This window comes from Nocardia rhizosphaerihabitans, assembly GCF_014646295.1.
Taxonomy (GTDB): domain Bacteria; phylum Actinomycetota; class Actinomycetes; order Mycobacteriales; family Mycobacteriaceae; genus Nocardia; species Nocardia rhizosphaerihabitans.
In genome coordinates, this window is the sequence record NZ_BMNE01000008.1 from 53,655 (window position 1) to 76,019 (window position 22,365).

Genomic DNA, 22,365 nt, shown 5'->3' on the forward strand with positions numbered 1-22,365 from the left:
ATGTTTAGATCGGCGGGCATGGCAGGGTGGAGATCGGCGAATGAGCCTCGGGTGTTGCATGCTCTTGCGTGCTCGAGCATAAGTTGGCGTGAAAACAATGTCAATCGATGGATGGCTGCGCCGGGCGCAACCTGGGCACCGTGAGCTACCGTGATCGTCACCAGGGCTTGGACAGGTGGGGGAGGTGCGGTGTGGCAGACGCGGCGGGGGCGCCGACCGAGCTGACGGCTCGCGATACGCCGCCCCGAGAGGGCCCTACCTATGGCGAACTGCGGGATGTCGTCGCAGCCTTTCACCCACCGGATCTGCCGGCACTCGAGCAGGGTGAGAGCCCGTGGCCGACCGTGACGCTCGGTGAATTGGTCGATGCGGGTGCGCTTACTGTGTTGGAATCGCCGCCTACCCTCATGGCAACCGACGCGGGATCGGACATGTTGACTGCCAAGGATATTCGGCTCGGCCGCGCGGCGTCGAAGATCTGCGACCCGCAAACGCCCGGAGCCGTTACCGCGCAGCAGGGTGACGTGGTGGTCGCGGTGGGTGGACCCACGGTGGCGCGAGTCTGCACTGCCGAGCTACTGGTTGCGCCGGGAGTCATGGTGCTGCGAGGCAATCCGAACGTGATCGATGCGGTCTTCCTCTCCGGTGTCGTCCGGGCCGCGGGCGAGATGGCGGCAGGCAAGCCGATCGACCTGTTCGCGGTGAATTTTCCTCGGTTGCCGCTCGCTGGTCAGCGGGATGCCGGCGCGGCGATCGCGCGGCTGATGGACATCGAAAATGCCTGGCGGACTCAGCGGCTCGCTGTGGAGCGGCTGGTCGCAGACGGTCTGGCCGGTCTGGCCACGGGTATGTTGCGCGCCCCGTCCGGGGCGGGAGACCTGGGGGAATGAGATGACTCCGCGGATCGTGGCGCAGCGCTACGAGCTGATCGAGGTGATCGGGCGCGGTGGCATGGGGCAGGTGTATCGGGGCTTCGATCGCACGCTCAAACGGAGGGTCGCGGTCAAGTTCATCCACCCCCGCCTCGCCGAGAACGAGGAGTGGGAACGGCGTTTCGTGCGCGAAGCCGAACTGATGGCGCGGATGAGTCATCCCGGCATGGCCACCGTTTTCGACGCCGGAATCGACCCCGGACCGCCCGAGCAGCCGTTCCTGGTCATGGAGTATATCGACGGTGTCACCCTCGACAGCATTCTGGCCAGGCGCGGCAGCCTGCCCGTCGGTGCGGTGGCGGGAATAGCTGCGCAAACGGCGGCGGTGCTCGCTGAAGCGCACGGGCATAGCATCTTTCATCGGGATCTGAAGCCGTCGAATCTGATGCTGTGCGCCGACGGAACGGTGCGGGTGCTCGACTTCGGGATCGCCGTGGCGCTCGATTCGGGCCAGCCGAGGCTCACCCGGACAGGGTCGGGGATCGGTACACCGGAATACATGGCACCCGAACAGGTTCGGGGCAAGACCGTGGTGCCGCAAACGGATCTGTATTCGCTGGGTCTGGTGATGTATGAATTGCTCACCGGGGTCAGGGCCATGCTCGGTGGCTCGGAGATCGACACCATGATCAATCAGGTCAATGCCGCAGCACCGGACCTCACCCGGGAACGCCACGATGTGCCCGAAGAGCTGGCGGTGCTCGTCTCGGGCATGCTCGCCAAGGATCCGCTCGACCGGCCGACGGATGCGGCAACCGTGCACGCGGTGCTGATGCGCTACGTCGGCGCGCTCGACGGGCTGATGGACCGGGCCGATCCGGTGAGCCCTGCCCGCCTGTATGCCACCGCGGTCGGGGCATCCGCGGCAACGCGGACAGCGCCGACCCAATTGCATCAGGGCGCCGACTCGGCTCCCGGACACGAGTTCACCCGCGGCGACATCGATCGGGCGGTCCGCCATGCCCGCGATCTCGCCGACGAATCCAAGTATGTCCCCGCGGTCGGGGAACTGAGGGACTTGCTCGAGGTCGCCGTCGGGCACCTGGGTGCCCGCGATGCCGACGTGGTCGACACCAGAATCCGGCTGGCCGATCTGTGTCTCGAATCCGGGGACTACATCCAGGCCGCCGCGCTGTACAGCGCGCTGATCGACGACCTCACCGCCGAGCGCGGTCCCTACGACGATCAGGTCATGTTTTGCCAGCGTCAGCTGGCTGCCTGCCAGGTGCACAGCGGACAGGTGCGGGCCGCACTGACCCGGTTGCGGAAACTGCATGCGCAGCTGGCCGCCTGGCACGGCGAGAGCGATCCAAGGGTGGTGCAACTGGGGGAGATGATCACCCAGATCCGGGCCGGATCCAGATAGCGGGGATCTGTAGCGCGGCCCCGTGAGCTGGCGATACCGTTGGCAGGTTGGTCTGCACGGGGTGAGGAGTAGTCGGGATGGCGGAACCGGGGTCCGTGCTGGAAGCCGAACTGGCGGATCGGGCGTCCCGGTTGTTCCGGTTCCTGGCTCGCGTGCAGGGGGTCGGTGGTCACGCGATCCTCGATGCCGACGATCTCGGGGCGGTGGAATGGCTCGGAGAACTGCCACCGAGTGAGGCGGCCCGGTTCACGCCAGGATCGGAGGACAAGCCGTTTCTGCGGTTGGACAAGGTGCCTGTTTCCCCGCCGATCGATCCGCCCGGGCCCGAGGTTCGGGCTTGGCTCGTCCCCGGACGACTCGACGATCACACCGCCGAGCCTGCCTTGCGCGCCGAAAGGGTCAACGTCAACGCCGTCACGGAACGGCTCATCGAACACCCCGAGGTCTCGGAGCAGTTCGACCGGTGGCTGCGGCGGTGGCGGGCCTGGGCCGAACGCGCCCGGATCGAGGAACCGGCGCATCGCTGGTATCGGGCGATCTATCGGATGTACTCCGATGTCAACGCTTCGGCGGAATCGAAGGAAGCGGTGCTGGCGCTGGGGTGCGTCGTGTGGCGGCGGCCCGGGACCGGGACGATTCGCCGGCACGCACTGACCATGCCGGTGAAGTTCGAATTCGACACCGACTCGGGCACTTTGACCGTGCGGCTCGACCTCGACGCAGGGCGAGCGACGATGGAACTGTCAGATTTCCTCGATCCTGGTGAGATCGTCGATCCGGCGCTGCTGCGCACGGTGGAGCGCGAATTCCTCAGTGGCGTCGACCCATTCGACCATGACGTGATCGCAGGTCTCATGCGGAGGCTGCTGCACAGCCTCGGTCCTGACACCGATTTCCGCGACGAGATGATGCCGGCTGCCGCAACAGCGGGCCCGGTCGGCTACTACGCGCCCGCGCTGATCGTCCGGTCCCGCGGCAAGCGGGGGCTGACTCGCGTGCTCGACACCATCGCCGACCGGATTCATGACCAACGCCGGGTGCCGGCCGGATTGCGTAATCTGGTCGATCCGGCCTACACGGCTACCGCGGAACTGCCGTCGGACAACGGTGCGATGGTGCATGACGGGTCCGACAGCTTCCTGCCGCTGCCGCTCAACGCGGTCCAGCTGGCGATCCTGCAGCACGTGGACTGCCATGCCCACACCATCGTGCAGGGACCGCCGGGCACCGGTAAGACGCACACGGCTGCCGCCTTGATCACGCACCTGCTCGCCCAGGGCAAGCGGGTGCTCGTCACCGCGCACACCGACCGGGCGCTGGCCGAGGTACGGGGGAAACTGCCTGTCCAGATGCGCGACCTGTGTGTCTCGGTCGCCGGGGCCAGCCGGGACAACTTCGACGATTTGAAGCTGTCGATGGAGCGGATCGCGGCGGCAGCCGACGATCACGATGCCCCGGGTGCCCGTCGGAGAGTCGAGGCATCCAACGCACGCGTCGCGGAGTTGCGAGCGGCTCGTGCGCGTGTCGGCGAAAAACTGCTCCGCCGTCGCGAGCAGGAGGTAACCCGTCACCTCGTCGGTTCCTACCAGGGCACGCTGACCGAACTGATCCAGCGGTATCGGTCGGAGGCGACGCGGTTCGGCTGGATGCGTGGGCTCGACAAGGTCGATGCCGGTGCGGCTCTCCCGATTTCGTCTATCGAAGCACTCGAGTGGCGAACGCTCTTGCTCGACGATGCCCTGGCGGACTCTGAGGTCGCCGCACCACAGCTGCTCTCTGTGCACGATGTGCCGCCGGTCGCTCAGGTCGCGCAGTGGTGCGCTCGGCTGGCCGGCGCGACGGAGCGGGTCGATGCTCTGGTCGCGACCGGGACGCGGTCATGGATCGAACAGATCCGCGGTATCACCCTTGCCAGCCAGGGAGAGCTGGTGGCAACGGTGCGAAAGGTGGACCGCGAGCTCAACGAGCTGGCAGGCAGCCGGGACGGATGGGTTCGCGATGCAGTCGCCGACGTGGCCAGAGGACGGGGCGGTGTCTGGCACGGGCGGCGCATGCGGCTGGTCGAATTGCTCGACCCCGCGGCAACTCTGATTGGCGAGCTCGGTATCGCGCAGGTACGGGTGTCCGGGGGCGACCGTGCCGCGCTCGTCGCCCTGGCCGAATCGGTGCTCGGCCATATCGAGAAGAACGGTGCACTGAAACTGCGCCCGGACGGTGCGCCGAAGGTGGGTCTCACGACGAGCCGTGTCGTGAAAGATGCTGCGCCACTGTTCGAGCAGGTTCGGGTGGACGGCCGGATTCCGGTCACCCCCGAACAACTGCGTTCCTTCCTCAACTACGAAAAGGTCGAGCGGCTCGTCGAGCAGCTCGACGAAGTGTGGACAGGCTCCGGAGTAGCCGCCGCGGCGCCCGGCAGTGTGTCAGTCCGGTTGGCCCACCATCGCGAACATGCCGAGCAATTGCGCTCGCTGCTCACCGTCGGCGCCGAACTGGTGACCGCAGGTCAGCACTTCCGTGGATACGGGATGGCCGAGCCGGACTGGTCGGATCGGGTCGCGCGCCAGGCCCTTCTCGCCTCATTCGACGCGGCCGCCGCCATCGATGAGCAAGCCGCGGTGGCAGAACTGTTCGACACCGTCGCCGCCCGGGTTGCCGGTCTGCGCTATCAGCCAGGTGCCACCGCCAATCTGCACGCGCTGCACGAGGCGCTGCAGCGCCGCGACATCGAGGCTTACCAGCATGCGCATACGCGCTTGGCCGAGCTGAATACGCTGCGAGCGCGGTATACCCGGCGCGGCGAGCTGGATGCCCGAATGGCGGCGCTGCTGCCTCAGCTGCGCGAAGCCGTGAACTCCACCGCGGTGTCGCAGGTTTGGGACATCCACCTCGGTGATCTCGAAAAGGCTTGGGACTGGGCAGTACTCGGCGCGTGGTTGGACGGCGTCGATACCGAGCCTGCCAACGAACTTTTCGATCAGCTCGACGACATCGAGGTCGGGTTGCGTGAGGAAGCCACTCAACTCGCGGTGACCAAGGCCTGGGACAAGGCTGTCGCGCCCGAACGGCTCGGGCCGGGAACACGCACGGATCTGCGGCAATATGCCCAGCTGGTCCGGCGCTATGGCAAGGGCACCGGCGCGCACGCAGACCGCAGGCGTCGCGAGATCCGCGACACCATGGGGCGGTGCCGGTCGGCGGTGCCGGTCTGGATCATGCCCATCTACCGGGTGGTGGAACAGCTCGACATCGAGCCGGACATGTTCGATGTGGTCGTGATCGACGAGGCGTCCCAGGCGGGTGCCGAGGCGGTGTTTCTGCAGTACCTCGCCAAGCGCATCGTCGTTATCGGTGACGACCGGCAGGTTTCGCCCTCCGGCGTCGGCGTGAAAATCGAGACCGTGCGCGGGCTCGCCGGGCAGTACCTCGCCGACAACCCGCACATCGCGAGCTGGATCGACACCAAGCGGAGCCTGTTCGACGACGCCGGAATGCGGTTCTCCTCGCGGCTCACGCTTGTCGAACACCGGCGCTGCGTGCCGGAGATCATCGGGTTCTCCAACAAGATCGCCTATGCGAAGGACGCCAAACCGCTCATCCCGGTGCGGGTCTACGGCAGTGACCGGCTCCCGCCGATCCGGACCGAATACGTAGCAGACGGCGCCAGCACCAAGAGCAATGTGAACGAGGTCGAAGCCGACAGGATCGTCACGCGGGTGGTGGAGTGCCTGGCCGACCCACGCTACGCATCGAAGACCTTCGGCGTCGTTTCGCTGCTGGGAGCTCCCCAAGCAGAACTGATCTGGAACAAGCTGCTGCTCGTCGTCACGCCCGAGGAGCTCGACCGTCGGCAGCTGCGGTGCGGTGACGCGGCCGACTTCCAGGGTGCCGAGCGCGATGTCATCTTCCTGTCGATGGTGAAAGCCCCTGGACCGGACTCGCGGCTGGTGGCGCAATCGGCCGAGTCGGCGATCCAGCGATACAACGTGGCGGTGTCGCGCGCGGCCGATCAGCTGTGGCTGTTCCATTCGGTGTCCCTCGAACAGCTCGGCAACCCCAACGACCTGCGCTACCAGCTGCTGGACTACTGCCTGTCGGCCGAAAAGTCCTCGGCGCCCGAGGAATCCGAACTGCCGGCGCCGGTGCGAGAGGACCGGCTGGTTCCGCCGTTCGAGTCCGTGTTCGAGCAGCAGGTGTTCAACCGGATCGTGGCGCGGCGTTATCGCGTGATCGCTCGCTATGACGTCGGGATTCATACGCTCGACATGGTGGTGGTCGGCGGGCATGGGCGCGTAGCGGTGCTGTGTGAAGGGGACGTGTGGGGCGGGCCGCAGTCCTATCAGCAGGCGTTGACCTGGCAGCGGGATCTGCAGCGGTGTGGTTGGCCGTTTTTCCGGGTTCGGCGGTCGGCCTTTGTGGCCGATCCGGAGCAGGCACTCGCACCGCTGTGGGAGATGCTGGATTCGATCGGACTGGCGCCGGTTGCCGACGAACCGGTGGTCTCAGCTGCGCCGGTGACAGTGCAACCGCCTGCTTTCGAGCCGATTCCGCTGACGGAACTGCTCGACAGCTATGACTGGGCCAAGCCGGATGCCGGCGAGCACGACGAGGAGATGGCTGCACACGTCACCTCTGAAACTGTCCCGCCTGAGACGGTGTCAGTAGCGGCTGAGGCGCGCGAGATTGCTGAATACTGCGCATTCGCCGAACCTTTGGCGGTATCGCGAGCAGGCCACAATGTCGCCTCGGTCAAGGCGGATCTGCTGCGGGTGGTCGAGGTGGAAGGTCCGGTGACCGCCGGTCGACTGGTGGCGGTGCTCGACCGGGCACCCATGGAGGACGAGGACCGTGAGCGGTTCCCGGTGCTCATCGATCGGGCGCTGGAGGCCGCCGTCGCGCAGGGTCTGCTCGTCTCCGACGACTTTCTCGAACTCGGACGTCCGGAATGGATCAGCTACCGGACACCGGCACAGCCGGTGACACGGTTGCGGCTGCTCGGCGCCCGCGCGATCGAGCATGTTCCAGGGCGCGAGCTGGCCGAAATCCTCAGCCACAGTGCCCAATCCACCGGGTGGAGCCATCGCGCTGCACTGATGCAGCGTGCGGCTTCGGCACTGGGACAGGGCCAGCTGAACGATCGGGTGATCGCCATGCTGGCCATCGTGTTGCCGAACGCCGAACGGGCGCATCAGGCTCGGGCCACGCTCTAGAGCAACGCCTTCGGCGTGGTGCCTCGGAGGAAGGCCGCGATCTGGACGAGCCGATGCGGGGGGACACTTATCCCGTCCAGATCCGACATCAACTCGTACATGGCGCCGATCGGGTCTTCGGAGGAGTTGGCCCACACTGTGATTCGCGTGGCGGCGGCACGCATTCGTTGCAGATCGGTGTGTGGTGCGGTGCCCAACAGGAGCAGATCATCGCTGTCGCCACCGATCTCAGCGAACACCAGCTGTTCGTCGCGGGCCGCGGATTCCGCCAGAATGCGCAGGTCGCCAGGGTCGGTGTAGCCGATCAGGTCGCCTACTTCTTCGCCGGTCGCGATCTGGCCGAGGCGCGTCAGCTCGGTCAGGAGTTCGGCAATCTCCTCGCCCTGTGAATCGCTGCCGCCAACCAGGACGGAGTTATGAGGAGCCGCTGCCTCGGCGGCCGGCTCCGGTCTCGGTACGGGCTCCGACACGGTGGTAGGCGCAGGCGCGGCCGTCGGCACCGAGCCCGGGGCCGTTGCAGGTCCGGGAGCAGACCCTGACACCGATGGGCGCGGGGCTTGCTGAAAGCGCGCTGGTTCGGCTACCGATTCGGGCATCGGCGTCTGCGCTGATTTCGGCGCTGCCGGCTGCTGCGGTTTCGGTCCAGACTGTGGTGCGGAAAGGTGGTGCCCACCGCGCGCCCGCAAAGCCTCGGACCTGGCACCGGCTCGCGGTGTCAGACCGTGCCAGGTGCGTAAGAAGGTGATCAGCCCCGCGGGATCCGTTCGTACGGTCTCCGCGGCCAGGGGACCTACCGACGTCTCGAGGCTCGCGCCGTCCCGACTGGGATCCTCGACCGAACCCGCGACGAACACATTGAGGACGAGCTGCTTGCGGTTGGATTTGCCAGGTCGAAGCACACGCCCGAGCCGCTGGATCAACTGAGTGTGGTTGCGGTGGCGGGCGAGCAGGACCGCGATCTCCGCGCCGGGGACCGGGATGGTCGGATCGAGGACACGTTGTTCGACGAGAACCGCGAGTGACCGGTCGCGCAAGCCCTCGATGATGGCGGTTCGCTGCGCAGCGGTGAGCGTCGTGGCGGTGGTGGCTGCCGGAATTCCGCGGGCGGTCAAAGCATGGTGCACCTGTGACGCCGATACCGGTCGCTCGGTGAAGATGATCGATTGCGTCTCGGTCAAGATCTCGGCGGGAAGTGCACCGATGAGATCAGTCTTCGCACGACATTCGGCCAGGAGGGTTGCGCGATCGGCGACGGCCGTCAGATACCGGTTCGCGTGGTGGGCGCCCGAACCACGTCCGGTGGCGAGCACGTCGACGAAGGTCTGGAATTCTGCGGGCTTTCCCGGCGCACCGTAACTGTCGACCAGAGTGTCGTATTCGCGGTCGACGAGGGAATCGAGGTGAGTCAGACGCGCGCGTTCCTTGGCGTCGAGCTCGACTCCGACCTGGATCACGGTGATCGGCCCGAGCAAGGCCTGTGCGTGCGCGGTCGGGTAGTCGCATCCCGCGATCGCAGGACCGAAGTAGGGGAGTAGCCGCGACCGTACGGCCTGATCGTCACGATCCAGCGCGCGAGTGAGCGCGAGTCGGCTGGTGAACTGGTCGGTGAGTAGCTGGGCGAATACGCCGCCGCCGTATCGGTCCAGGTCGTCGACCACCAGAAGTGCGTTCGAACATTGTGTGGGAGAAGCAATCTGACGTAGCCGGGCAACGGTCGACGCCGTGACTATCGCGACCTGCCAGGTACGTTCGACGCCTTGGCGTGGGTTGCTGCCCAGCCCAGCGACTCGGCAGTCCGGTGCCAGCTCGGCCAGCTCATCCAGCCACTGAGCGCGGACGACCTCGTCGGCGACGCAGACGACCGCCGGAGTGTTCGCTGAGACAGCCTCGATGACCGCCTGGACGCCGAGAACAGTTTTCCCCGTGCTGCCGACCCCTTCTACGATCCCTTTCCGTCCATTGCGTGTCCACTCCGACAGTGCGCGCCGTTGCCAGGCACGGAGTGACAGCTGTTCACGATGTGATGCCTCGGTCGGCGGCGCCGGCACCTGTGTCGGCGCATCCGGCCGGCCAGGGGGCGGATAGTTCTTCAGCGCCCACCGAGGCGGAGCCATCGAACCGACTTGCTCGAAGATGGCCCATTCCGCATACAACAGGCGGTTGACGACCGAGCGGTTGACACCTGGCTCCGCCAACGCCTCCGCGATCTCCGGGGCAGACAGGTTGGGCTGAGCGCGCAGCAGATCGACGATTTGATCTGTCAGCTCGTTGCCCACCCCGGAACCACCTTCCCGCTTCGGCCGTACGGCCACAAAACGAGGGTAGCGGCCCTGCCGTCGACGCGAGGGGCGTGTGCAGGCAATCCCCGCCATCGAGTCGGCTCCGTGAAGGACGTGATGGTGCAATGATGGGCAGGCGAAAACTGGTGGGTTTTGCCGCAATCCGAACTGGGTAGCGGGTGGGTGATGGGGAGGGGCGATGCCGGACACGTTCGCCTGGGACGAGGCCGGAAACGAGGAGTTCCGCCAAGCGCGGCGGTTGGAGCAGGTATCGCTGTTCGCGGAACTCAATCTCGACTACGACGAGATCGTGCGCACCCGCGACCTGCTGGGCCAAGTGATCCGCGAGCACCGGCGCCGCCTTGGCCTGCCCCGTTTGCTCGACAAGTTTCCCGCGTTGACGTTGACGACGCTGATCGGTCACGCCGGTCTCGACTACGAGCAAGGCAAGTACTGGGAAAGTTTCTGGTCCGAACTCGACCTGGATCGTGAACAGGAATTCGAGAACCTGCTGCGGGCACGGCTTCCGGTGTATCTGCGCAAGTTCAAGATGCGGGTATTCCCCGATCTCGGAACCCAGTACGTCCAGATGATGGCGGTCCATGCCGGTGTTCCGGTGCACTGCCTCGGTGACTTGGTCGATGTCGTCGAACAGCACCTCGCGCAGGGGCGTGATCCCAGCGGGGCCGCGGTCTTCGAATGGTTGACACAGCCGGGCCTGGAATATCGCATGAACGAGCTGGACGTTCCCGTGCGCAACTTCCTGAAGCACGGCGGTGAGGTGGCTGTCGACATCGTCGACCGGATCATCGAGTTCGCGGGCTACACCCGAGAACATCCTGACTTCGCGAACGACCTCAACCTCGACACTGCGACTACCGGTATCCCGAGCCTGTTGCTCGACGCCCTGATCGAGCGATGGGAAGAGCGACCGTTCGGCGAAGTCGCGGCGATTGCGAGCCGGGCGCCGCGAGCGCGTCGGCCAGCCCTCGCCTATTCCCGTACCGACGATCAGATCGTTGTCGAGGTGCCCCACCCGGCATCGGGCGCCGAGTTCCCGTGGCTGGTTTCGTTCGACGGTGAGACCACCACGGTGCAGGCTCGCCGCGGCTGGGGGCTGTCAGCGGGGGATGTGCAACCGCCGACGCCGGTGCTGGTGTCGCGGCAGGTCAGGGAGGTGGTGCTGCGCCACGAGGAATCCGGCCAGCACTACCGGATCTCGTTGGTGGACAAGGCTGACCCGCTGCTGCTGTTCGATGAACAGGGCGGCCACCTGTCACGTCACGTGGCGCTGCCTCGTGGTGAGGTGGTCGCCGTCCACCCCGCCCGGGCGAGCTTGCGTGATGCCCACTCGGGCAGCGAGATCGTGCACTTCGCGGAAACGACACCGGTGGGCTGGCGGGATTGGGTCGCCCGGGTGTACGACCTGACCGACACCGACGCTGTGGTGCTTCGCGACGACGCTCGATCCGGCGCACCGCGGCACGTCCGCCGGACCGGCTCGGCGCGGCTGGTCCTACCGGAACCGGTCGAAGGCGCGTATACCCGCTCGGGGCTGGCCGTGTATGCCGAGCGGCCGACCGTGGATCTGCCTGCACACGCGGTGGAGCCGGTGGAGTGGCGAGTACGGGTGCGGCACTCGGGCGCCGTCGACTGGCTGGCCGACGATATCTGGGAATCCGACACCGAACCGGTGTCCCTCGACCCGTTCGAAGGGATCGCATCGGGGCTGCTCGGCTTGTTCGACGTCGTCATCAGCGGCCCGCTCGGTCAGGACATCCGGCACAGTGTGTTCCTGGCCGAAGGCCTCACGGTCGAGCATGCTGCCGAGTTCCGTACTCCGGTTCAGGACGGGCTGGCGCCGACGCGCGCGACCGTGATCGCGACGGCGCCGTTGCGTACCGATCACACCGAGATCGCGTTCGGTACCGCGGAGCGCGAGGCAAACCTCCTCGTGACATCGAACGGGGTCGCCGAACGGCTGGTTGTGCGCCCGCCTGCGGTCGAGCTGCGCGTGGACCCGATCGGGTCGGTTGCCGGCTGGCGCACCGTGGCGCCGGTGCTCACCGTGGACGACCTGGCCGAGTACATGATCGTGGCGGCGCGGGTGCCCGGATCTGTCGAAGTCGACATGGTGCTGACCGATGACCACGGAATTGTCCGTCAGACTGCGTGCCCGAAGGTGGCGCGCGACAATGTCTTCCAGGTTCAGACCCGCGAATTCGCCGACACAGCACGGCTGATGCGCAGATCGCGGATCGTGTTACGCATCGACACCGTCGACGGGTCGACCACGGAGGTGACCCTCGCCCGGATTCAGCCGCGCAGATTGTGCACTGCCGTGCGCCTCGATGGCGCCTATCTCGTTTTCGACGGAGCGACCGACACCGATCTGGCTGCTTTCGTCTGGCCGTGCACGGCACCGTGGAAGGCGCCGATCCAGGTTGAGCTGATCGATGGAAGAGCCACTTTGCCAGACGAGTTCGTCGGCGCTGGTCCGCTCACGGTGCAGGTGTTCGTCGACGACCCATGGTCGGTGATCACGGCGCCGGAACATCCGGACGAGACCGCGGACACCGTGGAGCAGCCCGGCTGGATGCCCGACGACGACCTCGGCCGCGACGAACTTGCCCGGTTTTTGGCCGGGGCCGGTGATCTTCCCGGAACGAGCTCGGCAGTGCCGGAAGCATGGACGGTATTCGCCGGTGCGCGCAGCGGACAGAGATACCGGTCGACGGTGCGTTCGGCGCTGGTCGAGGTTCTGCGCGCCGACCCGCGATCCTCGGTGGAGGCGTTGGACCGCAGCACGATCCCGCGTACCGAAGTTCCCGCGCTGCTGATCAATAGCGGATTGATCGAGCGGGATCTGTCGTCGCCGATCCATTCGGATATCCTCACCGATCCTTGGCTCGGCTGCCTGGTCGGCATCGCCGACCTGCCCTACTTCGCAGTACATCTCAAAGACCACGTGCCCGGCGCAGAATTGCGGGCCGACCTGGCTAACTACGGCGGTGAGCAGCTTCTTGACCTGCTCGCCGGTGATGCCCGGTGCGCCTACTCCGACATCTTCGACGCGGACACGGTGCCCCTGCACTTCATGCCCGATGAACAGTTCGCGGCGCTGAAGCAGGCCTGCGAGATCGTGCCCGCCGCACTGCTCGATGCCGACACTCGACGCAGCGCAGTGTTCGAGGCCTTCGCGCAACGGCATTGCTGGCAGGACGATCCCGCACGGGTGGCGATGACCGTGCAGTCAGCGGAGCTGATGCCATTGCTCCGCAGGGCGTCGCCGTCGATCTACGACGTGGTCAAGGCCCGCAACGAAGTGTTGACCGGTGCTGACACGACCCGGTTCCCGTGGTTGCTGGTGTCGATGCAATCGCTGCTCTTCGCCGCGGTGGCACGGCTGAGCGCCCGATCGATGATCCGCGGCTGGTCGACGCCTGCACCGATGCGTGAATCCTGGGCGCGGCTGGCCGAACTCTGTCCCGCGCTGGTATGCACGGACGTGCTCATCGCCGATGCGCTTGCCTCGTACGCCTTGCATCATGACCTCGTCAACAAGATCGGAGAACCACGGTGACCGAGCGGCTTGACCCCCTCGCGGCAGGCGCAGACATCGAGGCCGGTTACAAGCGATACCTGAAAACGCTGCTCGCGCCGCGTGATCCCGCCTTGGCGACAGCGTTCGACCGTGCCGTGGATGAGACTTCCTTGCTCGTCAAAGGCCCGTTGCTCGAGCTCACCCCGCCCTACGCGGCCGGGGCAACCCTGCGGTCGCTGATCACCGAGGGTGTTCTGCACTCGGGATTTTCCGAGTTCGCCGAGACGATAGCGCTGGACCGGCCGCTGTATCGGCACCAGGAGACTGCCGTGCGCAAAGCGGTCGCCGGTCGGAACCTGGTGGTGAGCACGGGAACCGGGTCCGGTAAGACCGAGAGCTTCCTGCTACCGATACTCAACGAGCTGGTTGCACAGAAGGCCGCTGGGACACTCGGCCCGGGTGTGCGGGCGCTGCTCCTGTATCCGATGAATGCGCTGGCCAACGACCAGCTGAAGCGCTTGCGCCAACTCCTGGCGGCATCACCGGACATCACCTTCGGCCGCTACACCGGTGAGACCAAACAACGCCGCGCCGACGCCGAAGCGGCGTATCGGTCGATGTTCCCGGGAACCGAACCACTGCCGAACGAACAGCTCAGCCGCGAGGAGATGTGGGAGTCCCCGCCGAACATCCTGCTCACCAACTATGCGATGCTCGAATACCTGTTGCTGCGTCCGCGCGACATCGAGCTGTTCGACGGAAAGCACGCGGGGACTTGGCGATTCGTCGCTCTCGATGAGGCCCACGTCTACGACGGCGCGCAGGGCAGCGAGGTAGGGCTGCTGTTGCGCCGGCTGCGCGACCGGGTGGCCGGGGACCTCCCGCTGCAGTGCATCGCGACTTCGGCGTCGCTGTCGGGCAGCACCGATGACAAACAAGGGGTCGAGGCTACCGCCTTCGCGCAGAAACTGTTCGACGCACCGTTCGAGTTCGTCGACGGCGACCCCGCGCGCCAGGATCTGGTGACCGCGACCCGGATGCCGCGCAGGCCCGAGCCCACCTGGCAACTCGACGACGACAAGCTGATGCTGCTGGCCGAGCCCGACGCGGACCTGGACTGGGTCGGGGCGAACGCACCGTCGGGCGATATCGCCGATGCTCTACACGCCGAGCGTCGTACTGCCGACCTCAAGAAGCACGCGGGACTCGGTCCCAAGAGCGTCGCCGATCTGGCAGCAAAGATATGGCCGGACGACGACCTGGCGGTGACCAAACTCGAGGCGCTGGTAGCGCTGGGCTCGAAGGTGACCGGCCGCGACGGCAATCCAGTGCTTTCCGCGCGCTACCACCTGTTCGTCCGGGCCACCGAGGGCGCCTACGTGAGCTTCACCGACACCGGGCCCTCGGTATTGCTGGGACGGCACGAGATCGATCCGGTGACCGGACGGGCGGTGTTCGAATTCGGCACCTGCCAGCGTTGCGGCGCCGTTCACCTTGCCGGACAACCCGAATCCGACGGTGCGCGCGAGTACTTCCGTCCCGCCAAGCGGGACTCCAAGGTGAAGTGGCTGGTGCTCACCGACAGCGAGACGGCCGATCTCGTCGACGAGGACGACGCCACGCTCGACGAGGACAACGGTCCCGGACGCGGAACAGGCATCCGGGTACTGTGCGCGGGCTGCGGGAGACTCGACGGCGGTACGGGGTCCTGTGGTGCCGGCTGTCCGGGCGGACCGGTACTGCGCGTGCGTGAACATCCTGTGGCGCAACGGATCATGAGCAAATGCACCGAGTGCGGTGCACTCTCGCGGCAGGTGATCCGGCGGTTGCGTACCGACACGAATGCCGCCCCGGCGGTGATCACCACAGCCTTGTATCAGAACCTGCCACCGGCCGACGACGAGACAGCCGACAACGTCGGCGGCGGCCGCAAGCTGCTGATGTTCTCCGACTCGCGGCAGCAGGCCGCGTTCGCTGCGCCCTATCTTGAGCAGACCTATGGCCGGATGCTCGAACGCCGGTACCTCGCCGAGGTGCTGGGGCTGTCCAAGAACTCCGGCGAATTGCTCTCCCCGGAAGACCTCGCCGACGGTGCGCGGGCAATCGCAGTTCGCGCCGAGCACTTCGACGAGCGGGCCACGAGCACAACGCTCAAGCGGGCCGTCAATCCGTGGGTGATGGCCGAGCTTATGGCCATGGACCAGCGGCTGTCCCTCGAAGGTCTCGGGCTGATGTCGGTTGGGCTCTTCCGGCCACGGAAGGCGAAGATACCCAGCGGATTCGCCAAGATCGGCCTGACCGACGAGGAGTTCTGGGGTCTGATCAACGAGCTCGTGAAGACCATCCGGCTACAGGGTGCGATGAGCCTGCTGCCGGAAGTCAACATCAAGGATCCGATCTTCGAGCCGCGAGCGAGCCAGATCAGAGTTCGGTCGCGCAGTTCCGACCGGGACCGTCGGATCATCAGCTGGCTGCCGGGCGGCAAGCCGGGCACCACGAACAACCGGATCCTTTTCCTGCGCAAGGTGCTTGCTGCGGTCGGGGCATCGGCCGATGCCGAGTTGGTCCTCGACGGCTGCTGGAAGTTCTTGTTGGAGAACCGTTTCCTCACCGAGGACAATGACCGGATCGCAGGTGTGCTCTTCCAGCTCGACCAGGAGCAGTTGCGAATTCGTCCCGGCGCCGACTGCGAGTGGTTCCAATGCAGCGCCTGCCGCCGGCTGACCACGCACAACATTCGCGGTCTGTGCCCGCAGGGCAACTGCGACGGCAGCCTGACTCCGTTCACGTTGCCGCCGCTCGGCGCCGACACCAACCACTACCGCACGGCCTATCGGACGCTGGCCATGCTGCCGCTGTCGGCCCGCGAGCACACTGCGCAATGGGAGGCGACCGCGGCAGCGGAAGTGCAGCGCGAGTTCGTTTCCGGTGAGGTGAATGTCTTGTCGTGCTCGACGACCTTCGAGCTAGGTGTCGATGTGGGCGATCTCCAGTCGGTGATGCTGCGCAACATGCCGCCCAAGACCGCGAACTATGTGCAGCGAGCAGGCCGAGCAGGTCGCCGCGCCGCCTCCGCCGCGCTGGTGGTGACCTATGCCAAGCGCAGCTCACACGACCTGTCGAAGTTCCAGAACCCGGAGTCCATGATCGCTGGACGGATGCGGATTCCGTGGATTCCCATCGAGAACGCCAGAATCGGGCGCCGTCATGCACATTCGATCGCTTTGGCCGCCTATTTCCGTCACTGCTATGACCGTGGCGGCGAAGAATGGCGTACGGCCGGACACTTCTTCACCCCCGACGAGGGATCACCGCATTCGGCGGCCACGCGAGTCCGGGAATTCCTCACCCCGGTCCCGGATTCTGTGCGGGCCTCACTGCGTGCCGCGCTCCCGGCAAAGATCCAGCGCGAGATCGGCGTCGAGGACAACGCGTGGGTCGCGCACCTCTGTGACCAGCTGGCTGATGCCCAGAACGACATCCGCTCCGACATCGCCACGTTCGAAGAGTTGATCGACCAGGCGGTGCGGGAAGGTCGGCTCGACCTCGGGGCACGACTGCAGAAGACGCTGCGCACTATCAGTGACCGCCAGCTCCTCGGCTACCTGGCCAACAAGAATGTGCTTCCGAAGTACGGATTCCCGGTGGACACCGTGGAATTGCGTACATCCCACTGCGAGGGCAATGTCGGTGCACGGCTGGAGCTGTCCCGCGATCTCGGGCAGGCCATCTACGACTACGCGCCCGGCAACCAAGTTGTGGCCGGCGGGAAACTGTGGACATCCCGCGGCCTGCACAAACTGCCGAAGCGGGAGCTCGAGTCGCTGCAGTACCGGGTGTGCAAGGAGTGCAACCACTTCGAATCCGGCCACGTGCTCGACGGCGAATCGGTCTGCCCGAACTGCGGCACCGAGTTCGGGCCGACCAAGCGATGCGTGCTGCCCGAGTTCGGATTCGTGGCGGACCGCAAGCCCGAAGACGTGAAGTCCGAACCGCCGCGGCGTGCATGGTTCGGTGCCAGCTACGTGGAGACCATCGGTGAAGCGGTCGAACTCCCGCCGTGGCGATCGGGTGCCGGTGTCGAGGTGCGAGCGCGCTCGGGCACCCGGGCCAGGCTCGCGGTGATCGGCGAGGGGGCGGGCGCAGGCTTTGTGCTCTGCGCGTGGTGTGGCTGGGCGGACCCGGTCGGCCCGAACCGCGGCAAGGTCAAGTCCCATCACCGCCCCGCGACGGGAAGCGAGTGTTCCGGCCCGTTGGAAGTGGTTTCGCTGGCACACCGCTACGAGACCGACGTCGCCGAGATCACCTTCTCCTCCGAATTCGTCTACACGCCGGAGGCCGAAGCGCGGTGGTTGTCGGTGCTGTATGCGCTGCTCGAAGGGGCGTCCGAAGCACTCGAGATCAGCCGTGACGACATCGATGGCACGCTGTCGTGGAGTGTCGACGGGCGGCGCAGCATCGTGCTGTTCGATACCGTTCCTGCCGGGGCAGGCGCATCGAAACAGATTGCGGCCGAGCTCGATCGGGTACTGCGTTTCGCCTCGGGACGGGTGGCCGACTGTGATTGTGGCCCCGAGACCTCGTGCTACGGATGCCTGCGGTCGTTTCGCAACGAGCGCCACCACGACAGGTTGTCCCGGGCAGGTGCGCTGGCGATATTCGACGGTCTCGGCCTCGGCGGTGCCGACTCGCGATCGGCTGCTGCGCGCTGGGATCTGGAGTGGGTCGGGGTATCGGACGCTGTCCGGGCATTGCTGGACGAGCTCGCCGAGGCAGGTGTACCGCAACCCGAGGTCGGGATCGAGGAGGGTCGTCACTACTGGCCGGTTGAAGTCGCTTGGCCCACGGCGAAGATCGTCGTTGTCGAAGGCCGAGACGACGACCGCGATTCGGGATTGAACGACGACGGCTATCAGGTGATCCCGGTGGAGGCCCCCGATGCCGCCCGGCGGGTTGGTGCGTTGCTCGCGGCGCGGTGATGTGGGCTGCGATAGCGGCGGTCATTCCGGCAGGCTCGCTCCGAGTTCATTGCGGCCATGGCGAATCGCCTGCGCAGCCAAGAGGGCTCGGAGATGGTCGGGAATCTCGGCTCGGATGTTCGACAGGTCTTCCCAGATGGACAGGTCGGTCGGGGCGAGAGATTCGACCAGGGCTTCGAGGTAGGGGGCTTGGTCGAGAAGTGCGAGGGAGTGTGCGCGGGCGGCCGGGTCCTGGTGGAGGAGGACCTGGACCACGGTGGTGGTTGCTTCGGCGGCGGACGCAGCCTGAGCGGCGGCATGGAAGTCATTGTCGGAGAGAGCAGTCAGGTGGGTCGCGAGGACGGGGTGGGTGGAGGGCGGAAAGAGGGAGACCAAGGGGAGGGCTTCGGGCCAGAGATTGTGGGTGGCGGCGGTGGTGATGACCGCGCCGAGGGTCTCGGGGCGGTGCATGACCGGGAGGGCGGTGAGGCGTTCGCGGGTGGCGGTGTCCATGGCCAGGGCGATCGGGATGAGGGCGGGCCAGTGGGATTCGACGTGGGCGGTTTCGATGAGGGTGGTGAGGGAGTCGTCGGGTTCGGCGGCGACGCGGGCGGCGATGCTGTGGAGTTGGGTGGGGGTGAGGTGGTCGGCGAGGGGGAGGAGGTCCAGCCAGAGGTTGTGGGTGAGGGCCAAGTCGGCGATCTTGGTGAGGAGGGTGGGGTCCTGCATGAGCGGGCGATCGGCAAGGCGTTGCAGGGCTGTGGGTTCCATGCCTGCGGCTACGGGGAGGAGAGTGTCCCAGGCGTCGAGGTCGGTGACGGCGGTGAGGAGGGCGTCGAGGATTTCGGGGTCCTGGTCGGCGACGACGTTGCCTAGGTGGGAGCGTTCGGTGGGGCCGAGGAGGTCGAGGAGGGTGATTGCTTCGGACCATTTGTTTTCAGCGGCGGTCGCGCGGAGCATGCCGGGGACGCGGTCGGTGACGATGGCCAGGAGGCGGTCGGCGGCGTCGGTGTCCTCGAGGTAGTAGCCGACGTGGAGTAGGTCGATGTCGGCGGCGTGGGGGAGGGCGGCGCGCAGGACTCGGTCGGGGACCGAGCCGGCTAGGCGGCCCAAGGTCAGATAGTCGCCGCGAGCGATCAATTCGCGGGCGGTGGCGGCGGCCATGTGGTCGGGGACCTCGGCGATGAGGGCGGTGGCGCGGCGGGGGTCGAGGGTGACGGTGGCGTCGGCCAGGAAGCTGGGGGAGAGGGCGCTCGCGATGGCGACGGCGCGGGAAGGGTCTACCGAGCCGGCGATCGCGGCGGCCAGGACGGGGCCGAAGGCGGCCTCGGTGATCTTGGCGGCGATCGGGGCAGGGATGAGTTTGGCGGCGGCGCCGATGCGTTGCATGCGGCGGGATTCGCGCTCGGCGATCTGGTCGGTGATCTGGTCGCGGAACCGGCGGAGGGCGGCCGGGGGGAGGGTGGCGAGGAAGTCGAGGTCGGCGGGGTCTTGCCGGTCGAGGACGCGGGCGAGTTTGGCGAGCTCGGCGGTGTTGTGGTGGGGCGTGGTCACAGTCCGAGCACCTTCTTCACGGCGGGGCGGGCGAGGCGGGGGATCAGGCGCATGCCGGAGTTGACGGCGCCGTCGAGGGCGGCGCGGCGGGTGTCGAGGGCGGCGCGGACGTAGGCGTCGAGGCGGGCGAGCTCGTCGGGGGTGAGGGTGGCGAATTCCGGGGGCGGTGGGGCGCCGAGGGTCGTGGTGAGTTGATCCAGGGCATTCGGCACGGACCGGCTCCTTCTGTGCTGGATCCGGCAGAACGTACTGCCGGTACGATTTGTGATACTGCCGGTCAGTTCAGGGAAAGTAAAGACCGCTGAATGTCTGGGTCGGGCTTGAAGTAGCAATCTGTACCGGTAGTACGTGTATCGTGTCGGGCGTGACCAGATCGAGCCGCCGACCGCCGCCGGTGACTCGGGATGCGATCGTCGAGGCCGCGATCCGGGTGCTCGATCGGGACGGGCCGCGCGTCAGCATGGATGCCTTCGCCGCCGAGGCGGGCATCACAAAGCCGCGCCTCTATCGCCAGTTCATCGATAAGAGCGATCTCTACTCGGCCATCGGCAACCGCTTCGCCGATTCGGCGTTCGCCGCGACCGGAACCGACCTGACCTTGCTGCTCCAGCCGCCGCGCGAGGCCATCGCCCAGGCGCTCACCGACTACGCCACCGCGATCCTCGCCCACCCCGATGTGTTCCGGTTCCTGGCGCAGGCACAGGCCGGAGCGAACCGGGACGGCGCGACGGGGCAGTACGATCTCAGCAGCGCGGTCGCCGAACGGTTCACGAAAAGGGCGCGCGCGGTGGCGGATTCGATTCCGCTCGATGCCGACGGGATCGACTATCTCGCGCGGGCGATTGTCGGTGTGATGATCGCGCTCACCGATCTGTGGCTGACCGACGCCGAACCGGAGTCGGGTGAATTCGTGCGCAGGGCTGGGGAATTGGTGTGGGGGATGATCGATGCGTTTCTGCGGGGGCGTGGGGTCGAGGCGGCGCCGGATGTGCCGATCTTCGTCACCTTGGCGGCGTTGAACGCCGATCAGGACGAGCCGGGCGTCAGCTGAACAAGCGGGGCGAGGGGGACCTCCTCGATCGTCCCGAAGCGGTGTCGATCGGTTGGACACGCGAACCGGTAAGGCGTCTTTCTGCTTCCATAGAGATGAACATGCCTGTCTGCGAACAGGTTTAGAGCTCGTCGGGTGGGAGTGGCCATGTCCAATCTGGATGAACGGATGGGGTTGGCGGTCGAGTGGCTCGAGCGTAACCAGTTTTCCGACGGGGCGGGTGGGGCCGGATGGGGATGGGTGCACGACGTGCCGCCGAATCCCCAGAACACGGCGGAGGTGGTGTGTGCGCTGACCGCGGCGGGGTTGTCGGTGCCCCGAGCCGATGAGGTGCTGCGGCTGGTGCGCCGGACGATGATGGTGCCCGCGTGGGCGGGTGAGGGGGAGTTCACCGGATCGATCGATATCGCGTGGCGATTACGCGCATTGCAATGTCTGGGTGTGGGATTCGTCGATCCCGATGTGCGGGGCTGCATCGATGCGCTGATCCGCGAGCAGGACACCGAGACGGGTGGGTATCGGATGTCGGGGGACACCGGGCCGATCTCGATCACCGCGACCGCGACCGCGATGCACGCGTTGGCTCCGTTCATCGGCTCCGGCGAGCAGATCGCGCAGGCGACGGTGCGTGGGGTGGGATTTCTGGTCCAGACGATGCTGTCGGACGATGTCCGGGTCGAACCCGTGTATGCCGCAGCACAAGTCGTGACGGTCCTGGCCAGGCCCGAATACTCGTCACTGGGTGGCAGGCGGGCTCGGCGGGCCTCGGAACTGGCGATCGAACGGATTCTGGAAGGCATCGCCGACGACAACGACTGCAACGAGGAAGAGCCATACCAGCGTGGCGAGGTCGCGCACACCTGGCGCCATCTCAGTTTGCATCTCGCGGTCGGTGCGCTGTTGTCGGCCGACCCGGATCTGATCTTCCATCCGACCGTGCGGACCGCACTCACCGAGATGTTCGATCTGCAGGAGATGGCGCCCCAGCATGCCGCGCACGGTGGGTTCCGCACGTCGCCGAAGGGGTTTGTGACGTCGTATGCGACCAAGCTGGCGGTCGAATCGATGACCTATGTGCGCGCCGCCATTGTCGAAACTGTCAATCCCGGGCGGATTTTCGACATCATCTGCCGATTCCAAGGTGCTCACCACACCGACGGGAACGCGGTGGCAGGCTGGGGGAAGCGGCGGCTCGTGATCAACAGCTATGCCGGTCTCGCCGCGTTCGCGGTGTGCGCGGTCGCGGCCATCACGGTGGCCGTGGTTGTCGCGCTGTTCAGAACGAAGATCGGCGACGTTGCCGCTCGTGCTCTGCTCGTGTGGAGTACCGGGTACTTCGCTCTTGGCGCGTTGGCGTGGTTGGTCAGCCGATTTCCCACGGTTTCGGCGGCGCGTATTGCCGCGGGCGTCTTCGCGGGGTTCACTGCAGTAGTGCTGCCCATAGTGACCTTCATGTTTCCTTGACCCTCGCCAG

At 66.5% G+C, this 22,365-nt stretch carries 10 protein-coding genes; 7 read left to right on the plus strand and 3 right to left on the minus strand.

From position 1 onward, the window contains the following. Window positions 1–191 precede the first annotated feature (191 nt). The 3 genes from IEY60_RS28425 to IEY60_RS28435 all read left to right on the plus strand — a co-directional run bounded on the left by IEY60_RS28425 (window position 192) and on the right by IEY60_RS28435 (window position 7,505). A complete protein-coding gene (locus IEY60_RS28425) occupies window positions 192–890 on the plus strand; it encodes a hypothetical protein (RefSeq protein WP_189033582.1) in 699 nt (232 codons plus the stop codon). Window positions 891–906: 16 nt separating this feature from the next. Continuing rightward, entirely contained in the window at window positions 907–2,298 is a 1,392-nt protein-coding gene (locus tag IEY60_RS28430; protein ID WP_229740205.1) for a serine/threonine-protein kinase, read from the plus strand. A gap of 77 nt (window positions 2,299–2,375) precedes the next feature. Then, window positions 2,376–7,505: a PDDEXK-like endonuclease domain-containing protein gene (locus IEY60_RS28435; protein WP_189033584.1), complete on the plus strand. Its 5,130-nt coding sequence runs from the start codon at window positions 2,376–2,378 to the stop codon at window positions 7,503–7,505. Here IEY60_RS28435 and IEY60_RS28440 read toward each other — a convergent pair. Continuing rightward, the gene (locus IEY60_RS28440) at window positions 7,502–9,163 is read right to left on the minus strand and encodes a helicase-related protein (protein ID WP_189033585.1); all 1,662 of its coding nucleotides are present in this window, start codon (window positions 9,161–9,163) and stop codon (window positions 7,502–7,504) included. The two genes, IEY60_RS28435 and IEY60_RS28440, sit on opposite strands and share 4 nt — an antisense overlap. Window positions 9,164–9,983: 820 nt before the next feature. On the opposite strand from IEY60_RS28440, the gene IEY60_RS28445 reads away from it, so the two are divergent. Both IEY60_RS28445 and IEY60_RS28450 read left to right on the plus strand, forming a co-directional pair. After that, window positions 9,984–13,367, plus strand: coding sequence for a hypothetical protein (locus tag IEY60_RS28445; RefSeq protein WP_189033586.1), 3,384 nt, complete (start codon window positions 9,984–9,986; stop codon window positions 13,365–13,367). Next, window positions 13,364–18,307, plus strand: a complete 4,944-nt coding sequence (locus IEY60_RS28450; RefSeq protein WP_189033587.1) for a DEAD/DEAH box helicase — start codon at window positions 13,364–13,366, stop codon at window positions 18,305–18,307. The genes IEY60_RS28445 and IEY60_RS28450 overlap by 4 nt, the downstream gene beginning before the upstream one ends. A gap of 21 nt (window positions 18,308–18,328) precedes the next feature. Here the strand turns inward: IEY60_RS28450 and IEY60_RS28455 are convergent, their stop codons facing one another. After that, entirely contained in the window at window positions 18,329–19,840 is a 1,512-nt protein-coding gene (locus IEY60_RS28455; RefSeq protein ID WP_189033588.1) for a hypothetical protein, read from the minus strand. Then, on the minus strand, window positions 19,837–20,052 hold the full coding sequence (locus IEY60_RS28460) for a hypothetical protein (protein WP_189033589.1): 216 nt from the start codon (window positions 20,050–20,052) through the stop codon (window positions 19,837–19,839). The genes IEY60_RS28455 and IEY60_RS28460 overlap by 4 nt, the downstream gene beginning before the upstream one ends. A gap of 152 nt (window positions 20,053–20,204) precedes the next feature. Here IEY60_RS28460 and IEY60_RS28465 point away from each other — a divergent pair, with 152 nt between their 5' ends. Together IEY60_RS28465 and IEY60_RS28470 are read left to right on the plus strand one after the other, a co-directional pair. Next, entirely contained in the window at window positions 20,205–20,891 is a 687-nt protein-coding gene (locus IEY60_RS28465) for a TetR/AcrR family transcriptional regulator (protein ID WP_229740206.1), read from the plus strand. 147 nt (window positions 20,892–21,038) lie between these two features. Beyond that, window positions 21,039–22,355 (plus strand): hypothetical protein, encoded by a 1,317-nt coding sequence (locus tag IEY60_RS28470; protein WP_189033591.1) that lies wholly within the window; start codon window positions 21,039–21,041, stop codon window positions 22,353–22,355. Window positions 22,356–22,365 lie beyond the last annotated feature (10 nt).

Bases quoted from the DNA above. Each gene is read 5' to 3' on its own strand.
- IEY60_RS28435 (WP_189033584.1), top strand. From the start codon at position 2,376: ATGGCGGAACCGGGGTCCGTGCTGGAAGCCGAACTGGCGGATCGGGCG.
- IEY60_RS28445 (WP_189033586.1), top strand. From the start codon at position 9,984: ATGCCGGACACGTTCGCCTGGGACGAGGCCGGAAACGAGGAGTTCCGC.
- IEY60_RS28470 (WP_189033591.1), top strand. From the start codon at position 21,039: ATGTCCAATCTGGATGAACGGATGGGGTTGGCGGTCGAGTGGCTCGAG.